The sequence below is a fragment of the Psychroflexus aurantiacus genome, from assembly GCF_010820555.1.
Taxonomy (GTDB): domain Bacteria; phylum Bacteroidota; class Bacteroidia; order Flavobacteriales; family Flavobacteriaceae; genus Psychroflexus; species Psychroflexus aurantiacus.
Window position 1 is genome coordinate 1 of sequence record NZ_JAAIKD010000005.1, and the last position, 20,397, is coordinate 20,397.

The following is a 20,397-nucleotide window of genomic DNA, read 5'->3' on the forward strand; positions in this document are numbered from 1 at the left end:
TGAGAAGTGCTAAGAATTTATTTCGTTTGCTCTCTGCTCCAGTTCTGAGTACCAGTCTTCTCCAAATTTTCGAATCAGTGCGTTTTTGGTGAATTTATACACTGGCATTTCAAGAGTCTTGCCCAAGTCGCAGGCATCGCTGCAAATGTCCCAGCGGTCGTAATTCACCGCCTGTAATTCTGAAAGCTTTTGAACCCGAATGGGGTAGAGTTCACAGGACACCGGTTTTTTGAAGTCGATGTCTCCTGCGCGGTAAGCAGATTCAATGCCGCAGAGGGCTGTTCCATTTTCAGTAAAGTTGACGTAAGCACATTCTTTTCCTTCGACCAGAGGGGTCTCAGGCTCATTAAAATGCGAGAGAATGTGAGTGCCCTGCGCCTCTATGGCCTGTATGCCTTCCGGACGCAGGTACGGTTTTACTTTGGGGTAAATCGTTTTTAAGATTTCGAGTTCATGGTCATCCAGGGGAGCTCCGGCATCGCCTGCGACGCAACATTCTCCTTTGCAAGCCGAAAGATTGCAGGCAAATTCTGTATCGATGATGGATTCAGAAATCAGGGTTTTGTCAATTTTAATCATGAGCGCAAAGTTAGCGAAATATAAAGTGTGAAAACAGAAACCCGGCGCATTTCAATCTCCTGAATTTTGAAAGTTTAATTTAACATAAATTTGATATGCGCCGCTTTTTATTCGCTGGTAAATCGATGAAGCAGAACTACTTTTGCAAACGATTTAAGACTGATATTATGTTCGATTTTAAGCAGATTTTTACGGCCGGAATGATTCTTTTTGCAGTCATTGACATTGTAGGGAGTATTCCCATCATTGTTGACTTACGAAAAAAAGTGGGCCATATCCAAAGTGAAAAAGCCTCCATAGTGGCCTGTATTTTAATGATTGCTTTTCTGTTTGTAGGCGAAACTATCCTTAACCTCATTGGGATAGATGTGAATTCCTTTGCAGTTGCAGGGGCCTTTATTATTTTCTTTTTAGCCATTGAAATGATCCTGGGCATTCAGCTTTATAAAGATGATGTTCCGGAAACGGCCGCTATTGTACCACTCGCTTTTCCGCTTATCGCCGGTGCAGGGACCATGACCTCCATTTTATCCCTGAAGTCTGAATTTGACACCCCCAATATTATTGTGGCGATTATTCTGAATGTGATTGTCGTTTATGCAGTCTTAAAGTCTTCTAAAAAGATTGAAAAACTTTTCGGAAAACAGGGAATTTCTGTGATACGGAAGATATTTGGTGTAATTTTGTTAGCCATTGCGGTGAAATTGTTCACCACAAATATTCAGAGTTTATTCAATTAAAGATTATGAAATATTTTATTTATTTCCTCATGCTTTCGGCAGTAGGCCTTATGATTTTCAGCGGGACTCTTGTGAATCCCGATGACCTTGTAGGAGATAAAAAGAGTTTCACGGGTGTTCTTGGAATACTGGTATGTCTGTGCATCATCATCCTGCTTTTTATTCTTCTCTTATCCAGAAAGCTAAAGCAAAAGTACGAGGAGTAGTTTTTGAGTCTTTGAGTGGTGAGTTGCGGGTATAGAATTATAAATTTTGACCAGTCTTTGCTAAATACTCTTAATCGAACATAGAATTTTAAATGTAGTACTCCTACAATCGAATTCATCAAAGACTACTCAATAACTCTACAGGCTCATAACTCATCTCTATTTCTCAAGCTTCACTTCCATTCTATTGTCTCCAGAATTCGTATCAATCAGCTTATTGTACGGATCAATACCTGCTTCAACGGGCAGTTCATCGACAATGATCGTGAATTCATTTTGAATGTCAGAAATCAAATGTTTTTTCAGATAAAGCACATGTTCCTTCTGGATTCCACCTTCGAATTCTTTCTTCTTTCCAAAAACACCCACTTCAATATAATCTTTTAGGGGCAGGGATTCTAAAGCTTTTCCCTCCTGTCCGGTGTCTGCACTCAGGCTTTCACCCAGACTGTTGGTAAACGCTTTCTCTCCTTTTTCTGTAGATCGATACTTTAGAACATCCGCCTTGAAAGTGACTTCATAGCGTCCATCTTCAAGGGCCTTATAGGTTGCTTCAGAAACAGAATTATCGTATAAGGTAATGGTCTCGAACATATCTTTGATCAAATACTGCAGTGAATCCGGGGTGTTTTCTTTCAACAGACCAACAAACTCAACCGAGGTGGTGTAAGGTGGCTCCTGAAAGGCCACCTCATCAATATACGAAGCTAAAATGGCATTCATTTTTTCTTCACCGAGATAATCACTCATGGCATACAGCACAAGCGAACCTTTGTTGTAGTGAATGTACTGTTGATTTTCATTGAGCATAAGCGGCAGTTCCTTCTGACTTTCAAAGCGTCGGCTTCTCAAATACTTATCCAAAGCATCTTTTAAGAAGACCCGCATTTGCTGCGGACCATATTCTTTTTCCAAGACCTTAAGCGAACTGTACTCAGACATACTTTCAGATAGGAGAGTCGCACCGCGAACATTAGCACCAATCACCTGATGCGCCCACCACTGATGGGCTACCTCATGAGAGGTCACACTAAACGGATAATCTACACTTTCGTTGTCTTTGTCATCGACTTTAGCGATAAAGCCAATCGCTTCAGAATAAGGCACCGTGTTGGCAAAGGATTGCGCAAATGAGCCTGAGGTGAGCGGAAACTCAAGAATACGCAGTTGTTTGAACTGGTAAGGACTGAAATTTTCAGAATAGTAGTCCAGCGCTTTTTTAGTTGCGTTCACCATTCTTTCAATATTGTAATCGTGGGGCTTATGGTAGAACACCTGGATATCGACCTCATTCCACTGGTCTTCATAGACTTCATAGGCTGCGGAATTGAAGGCGTAAAAATTTAATATTTTCTTATCCATTTTATAGTGAAAATACCTTCTGTCTCCTTCCATCCATTCCTCCTGAAGATAGCCGGGAGCCACCGCAATCTGATCTTTTGAGGTAGAAATTGTGGTTTCAAAATCTATCCAGTCGGCATCATCCGATATATACGTATTCTTCAAAGCTGTTGAGTCGTAAGGGGATTTCATCCGTTCTTTTGGATCAAGGCCATACTTTTCCCGCGTCTCATTGTTCTGGATTTCATAACTTTCGTTATACCCGAAACCTGGAAAAATACCATTATTAATAAATGTTCCGTTGGTCCTTACCGGAGAATTTGAATTTAAAAGGGTATTGGGTTTGTTTTGCATTTCAAAAGTGAACCTGACTTCCTCGCCTGGCAGCAAAGCGTCCTTAAATTTATAGATCTCCAAATCGTAAAGGGTGTCTTTTAAAACAGTTTCTCCCTTTTTTTCAAAAGCATAGGATTGTTTATACCCGTTTAAAGCGACAACTACAGAATCCATAGGTTCCGATGTTTTGTTTTTCAGAATAAAAACGCCTTTAGCCTTCAAGTCACGAGTTTTAGGAAATAAATCCAAATTAATATTTACACTTGTAATTCTGGGTTGGTCTAATTCAGCTAAATGCGCATATGTGTTTTCATAATCCACGCGAAGTTGTTCTCTTTCATTTCCAGAATAACGATCGTTTAGGATATTGTCGTTATAGTAAATCCATGACCCCATGCTTATAAAAATAACCATGCATATCCCTATGACCGATGCATATACAGGGTTCATTTTTTCCTGTGCGCGTTTTATACGTTGCTTTGCCGAATAGGAAACACCCCTTCTGTAAAATAAAATCGCCAGAATAAACAGGACAGTTGCCAGAGCAAACCAATAGATCCTGTAGATGTAAAACACTTTTAGTCCGGGACCGTAACCTGCCATATCAGAATAAGTGGCGCCTCCGCCGGCGTTGAACCTAAAAATGCTCTGCTCGATGCCAAATTGTGGGAAAAAGGAAAGCAAAATAAGAAAGGCAAGTAAAGAAACAAATCCAACAATATGATTTTTGATGAGGGTGTGGAAAAAGAACGCCATGACAGTCCAGGCCAGCACTCTTAAATAATCAACAGCGAAGAAGTCAAACAAATACAGGTCTAATTTAAGCTTATAGTATCCATTATACACCTGAACCCCCACGGCTAAAATCAGAGCCAGGATGTAAAAAGAAGCCTGCATTTTAAAGACAGCGATGAACTTGGAGAGGAGAAACGACCAGTTGGGGAAAGTCGTGACATCTACGAGCTGTTTCATATGAGCCCCCTGTGCCCTGTTCATTAACATCCCTACAATCAAAAATGTGATGATGATCATGAAACCGCTTACGGTTCCGGATGCGTTTTGCATCATTTCCCGTGTAACCGGGTAGGTAGAGGTGCCGTAAATAGGATTTCGAACAGCAAGCGTTATAAGCGTGATTATGAGGGTTACCAAAGCGAAAGAGATGAACACCCAGTTTTTGAAAATGTATCGGGCTTCAAAACGGCTGTGCTTCAAAGCGATTTTCAACCAGTGCTTGAAAGTGTAGGCCTTAGTGGCTTCAGGCAGTTTGATTCGAATAAGGCTTCCAAAATTTCTTTTGACAACCCGCTCAGCTTTTCTTTTGAATAACCTAAGCTGAATGGCCTGCTGATTGAATTTGAATTTAAAGAATACTAAAGCGAAAATCAAAATACTGATGGCTGCCCATAGCAAGCGGTTGTAAATGATATATCCCTGGAAGGGCAGATGATTAGTATTTCTGTCAAAAACAGTCCAGTATTCAGTTTCAAAACTCAAAGCCTGTGACCCCAAGGGATCGATAAGCGCCGCAAGGGTTTTATTGTCGATATCTCCAGCCAGACTTTGAGCAAAACTTTGGATGATAATCAAAGCCAGGACACTGATAAACCCGATAAAGATGTTTCTGGAAAAAGTAACTACCGCAAAGACTACAGCACCATACAGAAGCATATTCGGTATTACAAAAATCAATAGGGGCTGTATGTAATTCCAAAGATCAAAGTCGGTAAAAAGTTCAGGATTAGTTCCCGGGAAAACAGTTCCCAGAAAGATGCCTAAGCAGATAAAAATGATGATGCCGATGACGATACACAAAGCGCTGAGAAACTTCCCGAATAAATAACCAGATTTTGTAATAGGGTAGGCATACAGGACCTGGTGCATCTCATACTTAAAGTCTTTGCTGATGGAGGCACCAATAATAGAGGGTAATAAAAAGTATATAAAGACGGATAACCCATTGATCAGGTCGTTAAGCGCCAATGCTGTATTTTGATAGGTTGGAGAGGTGGTTGTGACCGTAAAATTATCAAAGAGTCCGCCGGCGCTTGCCATCGTTATCAATGCAAAGGCAAACATGATCACGGCGTAGATATAGGTGATAGGAGTTCTTAACCAGGATTTGATCTCAAACGTGAAGATTTTTGAAAACATAGGACTTAAGTTTGAGAGTTAATGGCTTCCGTTTCGTCTGCTTTCAAGTGAACAAAGTACACATCGCTTAAGTCCGGATGTACCTTTACAAATTCTTCGCCGGGCTTAGCTTCGTCGTAAACTCGTATATTCAGAGAGTTATCTTGATTATAGTTTGACGAAATCAGATTGAAACCGGTTTCATACTTCTCAATATCTTCGCGGTCTATGGTGAGCCCCCAGATTTTATTCTCCAGATCCAGAACGGCATCTATAGGTTTTTTATGACAGAGTAATTTTCCGCCATTCAGTATAGCCATATCGGTACATAATTCTTTGACGTCGTCCACAATGTGGGTCGATAAAATCACGATGTGGTTGGTGCCAATTTCTCTCAGCACATTCAGAAAACGATGACGCTCTGCAGGATCCAGACCAGCGGTAGGTTCATCTACGATAATCAGTTTTGGGTTGTTGAGCAGTAACTGTGCTATCCCAAACCTTTGTTTCATCCCCCCGGAATAACCTGCCACATGCTTTGTTCTTACCTCATACAGGTTGGTAATTTCCAGAGCATAATCCACCATTCTTTTACGCTCTGCTTTGCTCGAAAGCCCTTTCAATTCCGCAAAATAATGAAGCAGTTTTTCAGCTGATAGTTTTGGATAGACTCCAAAGGACTGGGGTAAATAGCCCAATACTTTTCTGAGTTCCATCTTTTGATTCAGAACATCTATGTCATCCAGAAAGATTTCTCCACGATCAGGTTGCTGTAAGGTCGCGATGGTTCGCATTAAAGTGGATTTTCCGGCACCATTGGGACCCAGCAGACCAAACATCCCAGAGTTGATTTCTATGGAGACCTCATCCAGGGCTTTTACACCATTTTTATAAGTTTTGGAAACGTTGCGCAATTGAAGCTTATTCATGAGATATGGTTTTGATTTTGGGAGACTACTGCCTATTTGTAATAATTTCAAAGAAATGTTACAAAATCAAAACGTATACCTCCTCATAAACTATAAATCTGAGTCTACGGACTCCCCTTCGTATTGCGTGTCCTGGGTTCTGGCATCGTAGCCAATTTCGCGCAGGTATTTTGAGAAAATATCGGTGTAACCATGGGTGCAAATCACTTTTTCGCAACCCGTAGCTTTGATGCTGTTGAGCAAGCCATCCCAGTCGCAGTGGTCGCTCATCACAAAACCTTTATCGATGGCTCGTCGGCGTCGAGCGCCCCGGAAGGTCATCCAGCCACTGGCTGAAGCGGTGACGTATGGCACCATTTTGCGTATCCAGGTTCCTCCATGGGCGCTGGGCGGGGCAAGCACCAGATTCCCGTTCAGTTCTTTCTTGGTGGTTTCCCGGGTAACGCGAAGGGTTTCAGGGAAATCGACCATGTCTCGTAAAACGTCGGTCATATTTTCAATAGCCCCATGGGTGTAGATTTTTCCGATCTCCGGATTGAGGTGTTTCAACAGTCGCTGCGCTTTTCCGAGAGAATAACCAAATAATACAGAAGTTCTTCCTTCCGCTTTATTTTCTCTCCACCACTGGTTGATGTCCTTCATCACTTCAGCCTGAGGCTTCCACTTAAAAGCAGGCAAACCAAAGGTGCATTCCGTAATAAAGGTATCGCATTGTACAGGTTCAAAGGGTGAACAAACACCGTCAGCTTCATCTTTATAATCACCGGAAAAGACCCAAACCTCACCTTTATGTTCCACGCGAATTTGTGAACTTCCTATAACATGCCCTGCAGGATGCAGACTGAATTTGACATTGTTGATGGTAAAGGTTTCGCCGTAAGCTTTTCCCTCCACATCAATCTCTCCCAGCCTGTGCTTCATGATGGGAATATTGTCGTGATGCGTGATGTATTTTTTGTTTCCCCAGCGCGAATGATCGGCATGTCCATGAGAAATGATGGCTTTGTCCACCTTTCGCCACGGATCCAGGTAGACATCTGCGGCAGCGCAGTAAATTCCATTTGGATTGAAGGCTAATAAAGGTTCTTTCATGCAATTGAGATTGTTTTAATCTAAAACTTTTATTTCACCACCTAATTTCACATTTTGACTTAGGGTTTCAGGATGGCCATAAATCAGTATAGTTCCACCGGCATTTACACGTGCATTACAGGTTTCAGTAACGAACACACTAGCTTCTCCTCCAAAACTAAGGCTTATGTCTGTGGTTTCCGTTTTCAGTTCTTCACCGTCAAAAGAAGCTCCGGTTTTCATTTCTATGGTCATGGTTTTGGCGGAGCCAATCAAACTAAGACTTGCTCCGGTAACAGCTCTTAGGCTTAGATAATCAACTTGCAATTCACCACCGATATAGCTGCCTTCTGAAGCAATAAGCTTAAGATTTTCCTGAGTAACCGGTGTCATAAATTCTACTTCAGAACCACTTCTTACTTTAAGCTCTACAATTTCATTGGTATAGACCGTGACCAGAATTTCAGTTTCCGAAAAAATTTGACCTACAGGCAGGCTAAGCTGTAATTCGTCTCCTTCGATTTCGATAGAGACTTCATCACGTCCGGATCCTCTAACTTCAATTTTGTCCTCTTCTGCGTTGGTTACAATTTCCACAAAAAGACCTGTAGAGACTTTAATGGAAGAAAAATCTTTCCCTGGGATAAGGGTTTTAACCTGAGCCACCGCTGAAGTGGTGACTAATAATAACAGGCAGATAATACAATTAAGTTTGAATCTCATGGGTTCTGAATTTGGTTGGAACTCAAAAATACTGGATTATCTCATGAGCCTGCATTAAATTTTAGCCAAAAGTTAAAGTCTGCTTTAGCATTTTAAAGCTCAAATGCAGAAATCGGGGCAGGCGCATTTATTTTTTAGCTTTCAGTATATTTGGGCCAGATTAATAAGGCATGAAACTTCCAGAAGGCAAAAAGATTTACTTTTCCAGTGATAATCATTTAGGAGCACCAACGCATTCTGAAAGCTTAAAACGGGAGAAGGTGTTTATTTCCTGGCTGGATGCTATCAAAGCAGATGCCCATGCCATTTTTCTTCTCGGAGACCTTTTCGATTTTTGGTTTGAATACCGTGAAGTTGTTCCCAAAGGTTTTGTAAGAACCTTAGGCAAACTGGCAGAACTAAAAGACTCCGGAATCGAGATCTACTATTTTGTTGGGAATCACGATTTGTGGATGAAGGACTATTTCAAGGAAGAACTCAACATCCCCGTATTTCATGAGCCACAGGTTTTTGAAATCAATTCCAAGCAATTTTTTTTAGGCCATGGCGACGGACTGGGTCCCGGAGATAAGGGCTATAAGCGCATGAAAAAAGCCTTAGTTCATCCTGTTTTCAAATGGCTTTTTAGATGGCTGCATCCGGATCTTGGAGTGAGGTTGGCCAGGCATCTTTCTGTGAAAAACAAACTGATTTCCGGAGATGAGGATGCTAAGTTTTTGGGGGAGGAAAACGAATGGCTTGCCCAGTATGCCAGGCGGAAGCTGGAAACCGCACATTACGATTATTTTATTTTCGGACACCGGCATCTGCCGATGGAAATCGAGGTGGGACTCCACTCCAAATACATAAACCTGGGCGACTGGATCGCTCATTACACCTTTGGAGTCTTTGATGGAGAACAGTTCTCCCTGGAGAAATTCAACAAAAAATCCCTGGATACAACGTAAACAGGGATTCATTTATAGGTTTGTCTAAAATTTATTTGATAGACTTAGATTCGTTTTTAGTCTCGCTGGTTTCATCTTCTTTGGAGGCATCTTTAAATTCTTTGATACCACTACCCAAACCTCTCATCAATTCTGGTATCTTCTTTCCACCAAATAACAGAAGAATCGCAATACCAATGATAACCCATTGCCATGGACCTACCATTCCCATTATTACATTAAGTGCATTCATAACTTTAAATTTGGTACAAAATTAGTGATAAAAAACGAAATCAAAGGTTTATGAATCTAAAACCTACATAAATTAACTTTATTCTATCTTTGTAAGAGTTATAATTCTATGAAATTACCGAAAAAAGATAAGCGAAAAATTAAGCAGAAGCTGCTTCATAAGTACCGCTTGGTGATCTTGAATGAAGATACCTTTGAGGAAAGGTTATCTTTCCAGCTTTCAAAGCTCAACGTGATTATTTTAACGGCGATTTCTGCCCTGTTACTGGTTTCAGGAACCGCGCTTTTAATCGCTTTTACGCCCATAAGAGAGTACATTCCGGGTTACTCATCCACTGCCTTGAAGAATAAAGCCACCCGGCTTACCCTCACCGTAGACTCACTCACTACGGTAGTGAATAAAAACTCAGCCTACTTCCGGTCTATACGTAACATGCTGATTGGGAAAGTAGATTCTCTGGATATGAAACAGGTGTATACCCTGGAAGATTCCAAGCCTGTAGATGCCGATACCGTTAATTTGTCGGCTTCACAGCAAGATTCTATTCTACGCGCCAAAGTTGAGCAGGAAGACAAGTATAACCTGATAGAGAAAGCAACCTTCAACACCAACTTCACCCTGTTTCCTCCGGTGTCCGGTCGCATCACAGAGGTTTATAATGCTGAAGAAAGGCACTACGCTGTGGATGTGGTCACAGAAAAGAATGAGCCCGTAAAAGCAACACTGGACGGTGTCGTGATCTTTGCAGAATGGACCGCAGAAACGGGTTATGTGATTATTATAGAGCATAATTTCGGATTGATTTCGGTGTATAAACACAATGCCACCTTGTTGAAAAACCAGGGAGATTTGGTAACTGCGGGAGAAGCCATCGCCGTAGTGGGGGATACAGGCGAATTTTCCTATGGGCCACATTTACATTTTGAGCTTTGGGTTGATGGATATCCCGTAAATCCTTCAGATTACATAAATTTTGAATAACAAGTACCTATGTCATTAAAGTCCTTTGCAGCAAAACTATTTGCGAAATACATTTCACATCAAATTGAAGGCTGGTCTTCCCGTCCCGTGGAGACCCAGTTGAAGGTCTTCAGCATGCTAATTCAGGAAGGGCGAAAGACCAAGTTTGGTAAAGATCATCAGTTTGATGCGATTAAAGAATATACCAATTTTTTTGATAAGGTTCCCATTCAGGATTATGAGGAGTTAAAGCCCTATATCGATAGGGTTGTGGGTGGTGAAAAAGATGTATTATGGCCTGGGAAACCTTTGTATTTTGCTAAAACCTCAGGAACTACTAGCGGCTCAAAGTTTATTCCACTTACCAAAGACTCATTGCCCAACCATACCAATGCCGCCAGAAATGCCATTCTCAAATACATTGCAGAAACAGGTCATTCCAGTTTCGTAGATGGTAAAATGATTTTTTTACAGGGCAGTCCGGAGCTGGAAGAGAAAAATGGAATTCATTTTGGCAGACTTTCCGGAATTGTAGCGCACTTTGTACCAAATTATCTTCAGAAAAACAGACTGCCAAGCTGGGAAACCAATGCTTTGGAGGACTGGGATCAAAAGATAAAAAGCATTGTGGAAGAAACCTACGATCAGGACATGACCATCATAAGCGGGATTCCGTCCTGGGTACAGACTTATTTTGAAAAATTACACCAGAAAACAGGCAAGACCATTTCTGAAATGTTTCCAAATTTGCAGCTGTTCATTTACGGGGGAGTCAACTACGAACCTTACCGCTCCAAATTTGAAAATTTAATTGGAGGTTCTGTAGACAGTATTGAACTTTACCCGGCTTCAGAAGGGTTTTTTGCTTTTCAGGATTCTCAAAAGGAGGACGGAATGCTTTTGCAACTGGATTCCGGTATGTTCTATGAGTTTATAAAAGCCGATGAGTTTTTTGATGAACGCCCAAAAATTCATACGATTGGAGAGGTGGAGGCAGGGGTCAATTATGTGATGCTGGTTTCCACAAATGCGGGTTTATGGCGTTACAATGTTGGAGATACAGTTATGTTTACCAGCACCAGGCCTTACCGACTCAAGGTATCGGGAAGGATTAAGCACTTTACTTCAGCCTTTGGGGAACATGTGATTGCCCAGGAAGTAGAGCAGTCTATCATCACAGCGTCAGAAGAATTTGACGTTCAGATCAATGAATTTACGGTAGCTCCCCAAATCAATCCGGAAGAAGGATTACCTTACCATGAGTGGTTTATTGAATTTGAAAAAACGCCTAAGGATTATAAGGCCTTTGCCCGAAGAATAGATAATTTACTTCAGGAGCAAAACAGCTATTATAAAGACCTGAAAAAAGGGAATATGTTGAAAACCCTCGTGATTACAGAAGTTCCTAAAAACGGATTTCAAAATTATATGAAATCGGTAGGCAAACTTGGGGGGCAAAACAAAGTTCCCAGATTATCCAACGACAGGAAAATCGCAGACGAATTAGAAAAACAGATTAAGAGTAATTAAAACACAGGAATAATATGACAGAACCTTTAAATATAGGCCGAAATAGAGCACAGGAAAGCACCAATGCAATCGAACGCATGTACATCACCATGCGCCATCTTTTTATAAGAGGGTTTTATAAACCGATGGGAGTTTCAGGGGAAACCCTGCGAGAAGCGCTACTAACGCTTCGACCAGAAATTTATGGCACGATAGCAGAGTCTAAGGTTGAGCTTAGCGGACTTCAGTATATTATCGAAAGGCTTCCGGAAGGCATTGAAGAATGCAGCTTCATCAACCTGACCAGTGATGAAGGCTATTCCAATTCGCATTTCAAAGCCATCATTCCTCCAAAGCGGAGAAGAAACTGTTACAGGATAGATGAGGAACAAATGAATATTGAGATTACGCGTGGAAGATCGGAAATCTATGATATCCTCACGCATCTTACATTTATGTTTATTGAGTCTCATAAAATCATGCAGAATGTGGTGATTAACGAAGCAGGTCAGACTTCGAGAGACTGGGAAAAACTAACCGCAGCAGTTCTAAAGGACGGAGAATTAAATCAAAAAGAAAAGGAAATTGCGATCACGCATACCGCGAATATACTGGGGAGAACTTTTGCAGAAATCAATCAGGTTTATGACAGGTTTGCGACCCCGAATAATCCCCATAAATTCCTCTATCTTATTCATAGTCTGGGCAAACTGGCCATTCGTGAAGTGATTCATGGTGAAAAACGCGCCATTACCTTTAGTCCGATTGTGCGCGAGCGCCTTGGACATCATATCCATGGAGAAGTGTGGGCGAATAACATTAAAAAAACTTTACATGAGCATGGGCTGTTAAACAGAAAGCTACACATCATCAGTGCCAATATGCATTCTGTGATGAATACACTTTTCTCGCCGATCGCCCTTAAAGACCTACTCAAAGAAAAAAGCAACTTTCAGGTTTATGAAAAGCTGAGCAGTGCCCAAAACGAAGACTTAAGGCAAACGGTTATCAAAAAAGCCAAAGAAGAAGGAATGATTGTTCTGGATGATACAAGCGGAACCAATATTGACGTTCAGATCTTCGATCTTGCAAAATTAAGCCACTACAAGGGCGATAGCAGTCTCCAGGGAAAAGAAGATGCGCCTGTGATTATCGTGATGGACTATGCCTTTGGAGAACAGGCTTATGAAACTATGGATGAACTTCTCAAACCTTTTAAGGAAGGGGAAAATCTGGTCTATACCAACGTCGATTCTATTTCCATCATGGGAAAAGCAGGAATCTTAGAAGGTGGAAAAGGAGATTTGATGATTCCGGATGCTCATTTATTTGAAGGAACGGCAGATAACTATCCCTTTCATAATGAGTTAAAAAAATCTGATTTTGAAAACCAAGGTTTACGGGTGTACGATGGGTCTATGGTTACCGTGTTAGGAACCTCACTTCAGAATAGAGATCTGCTGAAGTTTTTCCACGATTCCACCTGGAATGTCATCGGTCTTGAAATGGAAGGAGCCCACTACCAAAAAGCTATACAGGCTGCCGCCAAGTTGAGAGGTAATATTTCTCCTGAAGTTAAATTAAGATATGCCTATTACGCCAGTGATAATCCCTTAGAAACCGGGAGTACACTCGCTTCGGGAGGGCTTGGAACTGCAGGCGTAAAACCGACTTACCTCATTACCGAAAAAATACTGGAACAAATTTTCAGCAATGCCGTTCGAAACCAAAACGCTTAAACCATGAAAAATATCCTTGTCACAGGCGGAGCTGGATTCATCGGGTCTAATTTTCTAAACCTTTACGTTCCAGAAAACCAGTACCATTTTGTCAATCTGGATAAGCTGACCTATGCAGGAAATTTGGATAACCTGGAAGTGTCAGAGCATGCAAATTACAGCTTTGTTGAAGGAGATATTTGTGATATTGAGTTACTAGGAGATTTATTTTCAACCTATCAGTTTGAAAAGGTCATTCATTTTGCAGCCGAATCGCATGTCGATAATTCGATTACCAACCCCGACGCCTTTATAAAAACAAACATTACCGGAACTTTCAATTTACTGCATCAGGCCTACCTGCTTTGGATGGAATCCCCGTTCAAATTCAGAACCGGATTCGAAAATTCTAGATTCCTCCATGTATCCACCGACGAAGTTTATGGGACCTTGGAAAATGATGAAAGCTTATTTACGGAGGAAACTCCATACGCCCCAAACAGTCCGTACAGCGCTTCAAAAGCCTCTTCCGATATGATTGCCAGAAGTTATTTTCATACCTATGGTTTTCCGGTTATAACCACCAACTGTTCCAATAACTATGGTCCTCATCAGCACGATGAAAAGCTGATTCCTACCATTATTCGGAAGGCAATTCAAAAGCAGCCCATTCCCATTTACGGGGATGGCAAAAACGTGAGAGACTGGTTGTATGTGGACGATCACTGTAAAGGAATACATAAAGCTATACATTCCGGAAGGCCTGGGGAAACCTATAATATCGGAGGTAAAAACGAGCGACAAAACATTTACATCGCTGTCAGAATCTGTGAATTATTAGATGAGCTGAAACCGGAACAGGCGCCTCATCAAGACTTGATCAATTACGTGACCGACAGGCCCGGTCATGATTTTCGCTATGCGATAGATGCGACCAAAATCGAAACAGAATTAGGCTGGGAAGCAGAGGAGACCTTCGAAACGGGCATCCTGAAAACCGTAAACTGGTATCTTGAAAAATATAACCAACTTCAGAATTCATAAGTATGAAAGGAATTGTTTTAGCAGGAGGATCCGGCACTCGACTTCATCCCTTAACCCTTGCCGTCAGCAAGCAGTTGATGCCTGTCTACGATAAGCCGATGATTTATTATCCCCTGTCAACCTTAATGTCAGCAGGAATCCACGAAATCCTGATCATTTCGACGCCTAATGATTTACCGCTTTTTGAAAAGCTTCTGGGGGACGGTTCAGCTTTAGGCTGCACATTTGAATATGCGGTACAGGCAGAACCCAACGGACTTGCCGAGGCTTTTATCATCGCCGAAGATTTTATAGGTAGCGATAAAGTCGCTCTGATTCTGGGAGATAATATTTTCTACGGAACAGGTTTAGACCAGCTCCTGCAAGCCAATACAAATCCAGACGGAGGCATCATTTACGCCTATCATGTTCACGATCCGGAACGCTACGGGGTGGTAGATTTTGACAAAAACGGACAGGTGATGTCTATTGAAGAAAAACCGAAACAACCCAAGTCGAATTATGCCGTGCCCGGCATTTATTTCTACGATAATGATGTCGTCCGTATCGCCAGGTCTATCAGGCCAAGTGAACGCGGAGAACTTGAAATTACAGATGTCAACAATGCCTATCTCCAAAAAGGAAAACTGAGTGTCAGTATCTTAGACAAAGGCACAGCCTGGCTGGATACAGGCACCTTCAATTCACTGATGCAGGCGTCTCAGTTTGTTGAGGTTATAGAGGAACGCCAGGGGCTTAAGATTGGTTCCATAGAAGAAACCGCCTATAAAATGGGCTTTATTTCGAAAGAACAACTCCAAAAAATCACAGCGCCCTTTTTGAAAAGCGGCTATGCTAAAAATATAAATCCAAAATAAATGACCGTTAAACAATCACCACTTAAAGGCTGTTTTGTTATTGAACCTCAAGTTTTCGAAGATGAGAGAGGAAGTTTCTTTGAAAGTTTCAATCAAAAAAGCTTTGAAGAAAACACAGGTATAGACATTGAATTTGTCCAGGACAACCAGTCTGTTTCACAGTATGGAACCATACGCGGACTTCATTTTCAAACCGGAGACTTTGCTCAGGCCAAATTGATACGCGTTGCGAAGGGAAAAGTGCTCGATGTGGTGGTGGATATGAGACCGGATTCTGAAACCTATTTAAAACAATTCAGCTATGTGCTTACGGGTGAAAACAATCATCAGCTCTTTGTGCCCAGAGGTTTTGCACATGGCTTTGCCTGTCTTTCAGAGGATGTTATTTTCGTTTACAAATGCGATAATTACTACCACAAAGCTTCCGAAAGCGGTATTCTTTATAATGACAACACCTTAAATATCGACTGGCAAATTCCGAAGCAGGAACAGATTGTTTCAGAAAAAGACCAAAATTTACCTACCCTCGAAACCTATTTGAACTCATGAAAGTTTTAGTCACAGGTGCCAGCGGACAATTGGGGAAATGCCTTCAGAAGCAGTCCAAAACAACTTCTGGAATCGAATTCCTGTTTGAAACCTCCCAGACGTTGGATATCACTTCTGAAGAGGCTTTAAAGCCTTACTTCCAGGAACATCAGCCTGATTTTTGCATCAATTGTGCGGCGTATACCAATGTAGAAGCTGCCGAAGATGATAAAACCCGGGCATTTCAGGTGAATTCGGAAGCGGTAAAATCACTGGCCAGACTTTGTAAGATTCACCAAACCAAACTTGTTCATGTTTCTACAGATTACGTATTCGACGGCTTGAAACTCAGCCCATATGTAGAAACAGATTCAGTAAGACCCATCAATATTTACGGGGCGTCCAAGCTCCAGGGCGAAACCATGGTTTTGGAACATATGCATTCCTATTTTATCTTAAGAACAAGCTGGCTATATTCTGAATTCGGTCATAATTTTTTCAATACCATCTTAAAAAAAGGGGAGGAACGCGCAGAACTCAACATCACCACCGAACAAATCGGGACGCCCACCAATGCCAATGACCTGGCAAAATTTATTCTGAATTTGATCGCTGCAGATTCTGATGCTTTCGGACTTTACCATTACAGCAACACCGGGGAAGCCACCTGGTATGATTTCGCCAGATTGATTTTGGAAGAGAAACAGCTTGAGAAGGAAGTTAGTTTAAAAGCCACATTTTCGTATCCCACCAAAGCCAGGCGTCCAAAATTCAGTGTGATGGACAAATCGAAAGCTGAAGCTATATTCCAGACTCAAATTCCGCACTGGAGAGAAAGTCTTGTGGGGTTGTTGAAGGAAGTGAATCAGGATTTAGGGCATAGGGAATAGGTTGTAGGAACGTTCAGTATTAAGTAAAATGTATTGAATAAAAAGGAACTGAAGGAAGTGAAGTAGTTTGTGAGTAGGTGAGTTATTGAGGTTTTAGGGGGGAGAATTAAACTATCTAGTGTTAAGTATTGGGTAAAAAGTAGTCAGGAGTCAAATACATTTGAAATTCAACATTCATTACTTCTATTAACCGCGGGGATGCAGAGTTCGCAAATAAACTAGGCGGTAGGTATTAGAGGGGAGAACTTAGGCTGTAGGGGTGATAAATTCAAAATTCGTTAGGAGGTTTTTATTTCCTTATGTTCCAGCGGTTGCAGTAGTTCCAAAGCCTTGTCCACAGTTTTTACGTTGTCGAACGTCAAGAGCAAACGCAATCCATTTCTGGTTTGTTTCTCCTTCATCTGGCACTTTCTGGGATGGGATTGAACGTATTGTAGAACCTCTCTAAATCGGCCTGAATTGTAAAACCCAGACTGTTGGTTGGAAAGAAAATAGCCAATCATTTTATCTTTTTTCAGGACTAATTTTTCCAGTCCGACACTCGCTGCAATCCATTTTAAGCGGACGCTGTTAATCAGATCCTGAGCTTCTTTGGGCAGGTCGCCAAACCTGTCTTTCAATTCTTTTTCAAAGTTTTGAAGACCCGCTTCGTCGTTAATGGTGTTCAGTTTTGTATATAAACTCAGGCGTTCTTTGATGCTATTGATATAATCATCGGGGAATAGAATTTCAAAATCCGTATCGATCTGAGCGTCCTTGACAAAGATTTTATCCTCCTCGCTTTCTTCCTCCTGGTATACCGATTTGAACTCGTTTTCTTTCAATTCCTGAATGGCTTCGTTCAGAATTTTTTGATAGGTGTCAAATCCGATATCACTGATGAACCCGCTTTGTTCTCCACCCAGTAAATCCCCGGCGCCACGAATTTCAAGATCTTTCATAGCGATGTTGATGCCGCTTCCTAAATCGGAAAACTGTTCCAGAGCAGTCAGGCGTTTTCTGGCATCATCGGTCATCATCGTGAGGGGAGGAGTAATCAAATAACAAAAGGCTTTCTTATTGCTTCGTCCTACGCGTCCACGCATCTGATGAAGATCGGACATACCGAAATTGTTGGCATCGTTGATCAAAATCGTATTGGCATTGGTGACATCAAGGCCGCTTTCTATGATGGTGGTGGACACCAGAACGTCAAACTCATTGTTCATGAATTTGAGCATTAACTGCTCCAGTTTTTTCCCTTCCATCTGGCCGTGGCCAATGCCTATTTTGGCATCGGGAACCAGGCGCTGAATCAAGCCTGCCACTTCCTGAATGTTTTCGATTCTGTTGTTGATAAAGAACACCTGCCCCCCTCTTTGGATTTCGTAAGACACGGCATCCCTGATCTGATCTTCAGAAAAGCGAATCACATGGGTTTCTATGGGATAGCGGTTGGGCGGTGGAGTTTTGATGGTCGACAAATCTCTAGCAGCCATCAGGCTAAACTGAAGCGTTCTGGGGATGGGTGTAGCCGTGAGTGTAAGTGTATCCACATTGGCTTTGATGGTTTTCAATTTATCTTTGACCGCTACCCCAAATTTTTGCTCCTCATCGATAATCAAGAGCCCGAGGTCTTTAAATTTTACCGCTTTATTGACCAGTTGATGCGTGCCAATCACGATATCCACACTTCCGTTTTCCAGGCCTTCCAAAACCGTGCGGCGTTCTTTGGCCGTTCGAAATCTGTTGAGGTAATCCACAGTCACAGGAAATTCCTCTAAACGCTCAGAGAAGGTTTTGTGATGCTGAAAGGCGAGGATGGTGGTTGGCACCAAAACAGCAACCTGTTTTCCGTTGTCTACCGCCTTAAAAGCCGCCCGGATGGCCACTTCCGTTTTTCCGAACCCAACATCTCCACATACCAGACGATCCATGGGCTGCTCTTTTTCCATGTCGCTTTTCACATCCTGCGTGGCTGTGCTCTGGTCCGGGGTGTCTTCATAAATAAAGGAAGCCTCCAGCTCGTGTTGCAGATAGGAATCGGGGCCGTATTGAAATCCTTTTTCTAACTTTCGCTTGGCGTAGAGTTTTATCAGGTCGAAGGCGACTTTCTTAACCCTGGCCTTGGTTTTTGTCTTAAGGCTTTTCCAGGCTTTACTTCCCAGTTTATAGACCTGAGGTGGTTTGCCATCTTTACCGTTAAATTTTGAAATCTTATGTAAGGAATGAATGCTGAGGTAAAGAATATCCCTGTCGCCATAAATCAGTTTTACAGCTTCCTGCATTTTGCCTTCCACATCAATTTTTTGGAGTCCACCAAATTTTCCAATACCGTGGTCGATGTGAGTGACATAATCCCCGATTTCCAGACTGGTTAATTCCTTAAGCGTGATGGCTTGTTTTTTGGCGTAGCCATTTTTCAAATGGAACTTGTGATAGCGGTCAAAAATTTGATGATCGGTATAGCAAACCAGCTTATTGACTTCGTCGATAAAGCCTTCATGCATGGAAAGGACTAGCGTTTTGTAATGCACTTCCTGGTCCTGATCTTCAAAAATATCTTTAAAGCGTTTCGCCTGCTGATCGCTTGTGCAAAGGATGCAATTTTCGTAGCCTTTTTCGTGCTTAGCATTCAGGTCTTCCATCAGCAAATCGAATTTCTTATTGAAAGAAGGCTGTGGACTCGTTGGATAGCTAATGGTCTGATCGGGCTTCAAAAAAGCCTGAGTTCCAAATTCAACAAGGCTGAAGTTCAAGAGTTGTTTTTTCAAAAGTGAACCTTCACAGAAAAGCTCGTTGGGCTTGCTGTGTTTGATCTCGGCAGACAGTTCAGAAAAGGCTTTTTCAGCTTTACCAAAAAGATCATCCATAGTCTGACAAAGCACATCCATATTTTTGACAAATACGGTAGTGGAGTTGCTGATATAGTCCAAAAAAGTTTCTCTGACCTCATCCAGCTGCTTTTTTTCAACATTGGGCATGATATCGATTCGCTTTTTCTGCCTGGTCGATAATTGGGTTTCGACATCAAATGCCCGAATACTGTCCACATCATCCCCAAAAAATTCTATACGGTAAGGCTCGTCATTACTGAAGGAAAACACGTCTATGATTCCGCCTCTTACGGAAAATTCTCCGGGTTCGGTCACAAAATCCACGCGCTTAAATCGATATTCAAAAAGCACTTCGTTGACAAAATCGAGAGAGAGTTGGTCGTTTACTTTTATTTTTAAAATCGTCCGGTCCAGCTCCTTTTTGGTCACTACTTTTTCAAAAAGCGCCTCTGGATAGGTAACGATGATGGAAGGTTTTTTCCTGGAATTGATGCGGTTAAGCACTTCAGATCTCAACAGGACATTGGCATTGTCGGTTTCTTCAATCTGGTAGGGTCTTCTGTAGCTCCCCGGATAGAACAGCACATTTTTTTCATCTACCAGTTGTTCCAAATCATTGAGATGGTAGGCGGCTTCTTCCTTGTCGTTGAAAATCAAGAGAAAAGGCCTTTCAGAAGAAAGGAAGGCTTCTGCCTGGACGAAAGACACTGCAGAGCCTACAAGACCTTTTAAAAACAGGGAGGGATTGTCTGATGAAGCCAGGGCTTGCTTAAGCTCTTCGAGGGCTGGGTTTTTCGAGATTTTCTCTGTAATATCTGCTTTTGTCATCGCGCGCAAA

At 41.9% G+C, this 20,397-nt stretch carries 17 protein-coding genes; 10 read left to right on the plus strand and 7 right to left on the minus strand.

What is annotated here, in order from left to right; all coding sequences use genetic code 11:
* Positions 1-9: 9 nt before the first annotated feature.
* Positions 10-579 carry a DUF3109 family protein gene (locus G3567_RS09535; RefSeq protein WP_164005111.1) on the minus strand — a complete coding sequence of 190 codons (570 nt, stop codon included), beginning with the start codon at positions 577-579 and terminating at the stop codon, positions 10-12.
* Between the two features lie 167 nt (positions 580-746).
* Between G3567_RS09535 and G3567_RS09540 the strand changes: the two genes are divergently transcribed.
* Both G3567_RS09540 and G3567_RS09545 read left to right on the plus strand, forming a co-directional pair.
* Positions 747-1,319, plus strand: coding sequence for a MarC family protein (locus G3567_RS09540; protein ID WP_164005112.1), 573 nt, complete (start codon positions 747-749; stop codon positions 1,317-1,319).
* Between the two features lie 5 nt (positions 1,320-1,324).
* The gene (locus G3567_RS09545; protein ID WP_093368917.1) at positions 1,325-1,525 is read left to right on the plus strand and encodes a hypothetical protein; all 201 of its coding nucleotides are present in this window, start codon (positions 1,325-1,327) and stop codon (positions 1,523-1,525) included.
* Positions 1,526-1,684: 159 nt separating this feature from the next.
* Here G3567_RS09545 and G3567_RS09550 read toward each other — a convergent pair whose 3' ends face one another.
* The 4 genes from G3567_RS09550 to G3567_RS09565 form a co-directional block, all read right to left on the minus strand.
* Positions 1,685-5,356: an ABC transporter permease/M1 family aminopeptidase gene (locus G3567_RS09550; RefSeq protein WP_164005113.1), complete on the minus strand. Its 3,672-nt coding sequence runs from the start codon at positions 5,354-5,356 to the stop codon at positions 1,685-1,687.
* 5 nt (positions 5,357-5,361) lie between these two features.
* A complete protein-coding gene (locus G3567_RS09555; RefSeq protein ID WP_164005114.1) occupies positions 5,362-6,264 on the minus strand; it encodes an ABC transporter ATP-binding protein in 903 nt (300 codons plus the stop codon).
* Between the two features lie 90 nt (positions 6,265-6,354).
* Positions 6,355-7,356, minus strand: a complete 1,002-nt coding sequence (locus tag G3567_RS09560; protein ID WP_164005115.1) for a ligase-associated DNA damage response exonuclease — start codon at positions 7,354-7,356, stop codon at positions 6,355-6,357.
* 15 nt (positions 7,357-7,371) lie between these two features.
* Positions 7,372-8,058, minus strand: coding sequence for a head GIN domain-containing protein (locus G3567_RS09565; RefSeq protein ID WP_164005116.1), 687 nt, complete (start codon positions 8,056-8,058; stop codon positions 7,372-7,374).
* 170 nt (positions 8,059-8,228) lie between these two features.
* Between G3567_RS09565 and G3567_RS09570 the strand changes: the two genes are divergently transcribed.
* Positions 8,229-9,005 (plus strand): UDP-2,3-diacylglucosamine diphosphatase, encoded by a 777-nt coding sequence (locus G3567_RS09570; protein WP_164005117.1) that lies wholly within the window; start codon positions 8,229-8,231, stop codon positions 9,003-9,005.
* A gap of 31 nt (positions 9,006-9,036) precedes the next feature.
* Here the strand turns inward: G3567_RS09570 and G3567_RS09575 are convergent, their stop codons facing one another.
* Positions 9,037-9,237, minus strand: a complete 201-nt coding sequence (locus tag G3567_RS09575) for a Sec-independent protein translocase subunit TatA/TatB (protein ID WP_164005118.1) — start codon at positions 9,235-9,237, stop codon at positions 9,037-9,039.
* Positions 9,238-9,345: 108 nt separating this feature from the next.
* On the opposite strand from G3567_RS09575, the gene G3567_RS09580 reads away from it, so the two are divergent.
* The 7 genes from G3567_RS09580 to rfbD are packed head-to-tail and all read left to right on the plus strand — an operon-like array spanning position 9,346 to position 16,743.
* Positions 9,346-10,218 carry a M23 family metallopeptidase gene (locus G3567_RS09580; RefSeq protein WP_164005119.1) on the plus strand — a complete coding sequence of 291 codons (873 nt, stop codon included), beginning with the start codon at positions 9,346-9,348 and terminating at the stop codon, positions 10,216-10,218.
* Between the two features lie 9 nt (positions 10,219-10,227).
* Complete coding sequence (locus G3567_RS09585) at positions 10,228-11,727, plus strand: GH3 auxin-responsive promoter family protein (protein ID WP_164005120.1); 1,500 nt, start codon at positions 10,228-10,230, stop codon at positions 11,725-11,727.
* Between the two features lie 14 nt (positions 11,728-11,741).
* On the plus strand, positions 11,742-13,445 hold the full coding sequence (locus tag G3567_RS09590; RefSeq protein WP_164005121.1) for a DUF6909 family protein: 1,704 nt from the start codon (positions 11,742-11,744) through the stop codon (positions 13,443-13,445).
* A gap of 3 nt (positions 13,446-13,448) precedes the next feature.
* Positions 13,449-14,468 carry a dTDP-glucose 4,6-dehydratase gene (rfbB, locus tag G3567_RS09595; protein WP_164005122.1) on the plus strand — a complete coding sequence of 340 codons (1,020 nt, stop codon included), beginning with the start codon at positions 13,449-13,451 and terminating at the stop codon, positions 14,466-14,468.
* 2 nt (positions 14,469-14,470) lie between these two features.
* Positions 14,471-15,325 carry a glucose-1-phosphate thymidylyltransferase RfbA gene (gene rfbA / locus G3567_RS09600; RefSeq protein ID WP_164005123.1) on the plus strand — a complete coding sequence of 285 codons (855 nt, stop codon included), beginning with the start codon at positions 14,471-14,473 and terminating at the stop codon, positions 15,323-15,325.
* Positions 15,326-15,874: a dTDP-4-dehydrorhamnose 3,5-epimerase gene (gene rfbC, locus G3567_RS09605; RefSeq protein WP_164005124.1), complete on the plus strand. Its 549-nt coding sequence runs from the start codon at positions 15,326-15,328 to the stop codon at positions 15,872-15,874. It begins immediately after the preceding gene.
* Positions 15,871-16,743: a dTDP-4-dehydrorhamnose reductase gene (gene rfbD, locus G3567_RS09610; RefSeq protein WP_164005125.1), complete on the plus strand. Its 873-nt coding sequence runs from the start codon at positions 15,871-15,873 to the stop codon at positions 16,741-16,743. The genes rfbC and rfbD overlap by 4 nt, the downstream gene beginning before the upstream one ends.
* A gap of 278 nt (positions 16,744-17,021) precedes the next feature.
* Here rfbD and mfd read toward each other — a convergent pair whose 3' ends face one another.
* Positions 17,022-20,387, minus strand: coding sequence for a transcription-repair coupling factor (mfd, locus tag G3567_RS09615; protein ID WP_164005126.1), 3,366 nt, complete (start codon positions 20,385-20,387; stop codon positions 17,022-17,024).
* Positions 20,388-20,397: the final 10 nt, after the last annotated feature.

What these genes read in the sequence shown, in the direction of transcription:
- G3567_RS09535 (WP_164005111.1), bottom strand. Translation starts at nt 579, where the DNA reads ATGATTAAAATTGACAAAACCCTGATTTCTGAATCCATCATCGATACA.
- G3567_RS09540 (WP_164005112.1), top strand. Translation starts at nt 747, where the DNA reads ATGTTCGATTTTAAGCAGATTTTTACGGCCGGAATGATTCTTTTTGCA.
- G3567_RS09545 (WP_093368917.1), top strand. Translation starts at nt 1,325, where the DNA reads ATGAAATATTTTATTTATTTCCTCATGCTTTCGGCAGTAGGCCTTATG.
- G3567_RS09550 (WP_164005113.1), bottom strand. Translation starts at nt 5,356, where the DNA reads ATGTTTTCAAAAATCTTCACGTTTGAGATCAAATCCTGGTTAAGAACT.
- G3567_RS09555 (WP_164005114.1), bottom strand. Translation starts at nt 6,264, where the DNA reads ATGAATAAGCTTCAATTGCGCAACGTTTCCAAAACTTATAAAAATGGT.
- G3567_RS09560 (WP_164005115.1), bottom strand. Translation starts at nt 7,356, where the DNA reads ATGAAAGAACCTTTATTAGCCTTCAATCCAAATGGAATTTACTGCGCT.
- G3567_RS09565 (WP_164005116.1), bottom strand. Translation starts at nt 8,058, where the DNA reads ATGAGATTCAAACTTAATTGTATTATCTGCCTGTTATTATTAGTCACC.
- G3567_RS09570 (WP_164005117.1), top strand. Translation starts at nt 8,229, where the DNA reads ATGAAACTTCCAGAAGGCAAAAAGATTTACTTTTCCAGTGATAATCAT.
- G3567_RS09575 (WP_164005118.1), bottom strand. Translation starts at nt 9,237, where the DNA reads ATGAATGCACTTAATGTAATAATGGGAATGGTAGGTCCATGGCAATGG.
- G3567_RS09580 (WP_164005119.1), top strand. Translation starts at nt 9,346, where the DNA reads ATGAAATTACCGAAAAAAGATAAGCGAAAAATTAAGCAGAAGCTGCTT.
- G3567_RS09585 (WP_164005120.1), top strand. Translation starts at nt 10,228, where the DNA reads ATGTCATTAAAGTCCTTTGCAGCAAAACTATTTGCGAAATACATTTCA.
- G3567_RS09590 (WP_164005121.1), top strand. Translation starts at nt 11,742, where the DNA reads ATGACAGAACCTTTAAATATAGGCCGAAATAGAGCACAGGAAAGCACC.
- rfbB (WP_164005122.1), top strand. Translation starts at nt 13,449, where the DNA reads ATGAAAAATATCCTTGTCACAGGCGGAGCTGGATTCATCGGGTCTAAT.
- rfbA (WP_164005123.1), top strand. Translation starts at nt 14,471, where the DNA reads ATGAAAGGAATTGTTTTAGCAGGAGGATCCGGCACTCGACTTCATCCC.
- rfbC (WP_164005124.1), top strand. Translation starts at nt 15,326, where the DNA reads ATGACCGTTAAACAATCACCACTTAAAGGCTGTTTTGTTATTGAACCT.
- rfbD (WP_164005125.1), top strand. Translation starts at nt 15,871, where the DNA reads ATGAAAGTTTTAGTCACAGGTGCCAGCGGACAATTGGGGAAATGCCTT.
- mfd (WP_164005126.1), bottom strand. Translation starts at nt 20,387, where the DNA reads ATGACAAAAGCAGATATTACAGAGAAAATCTCGAAAAACCCAGCCCTC.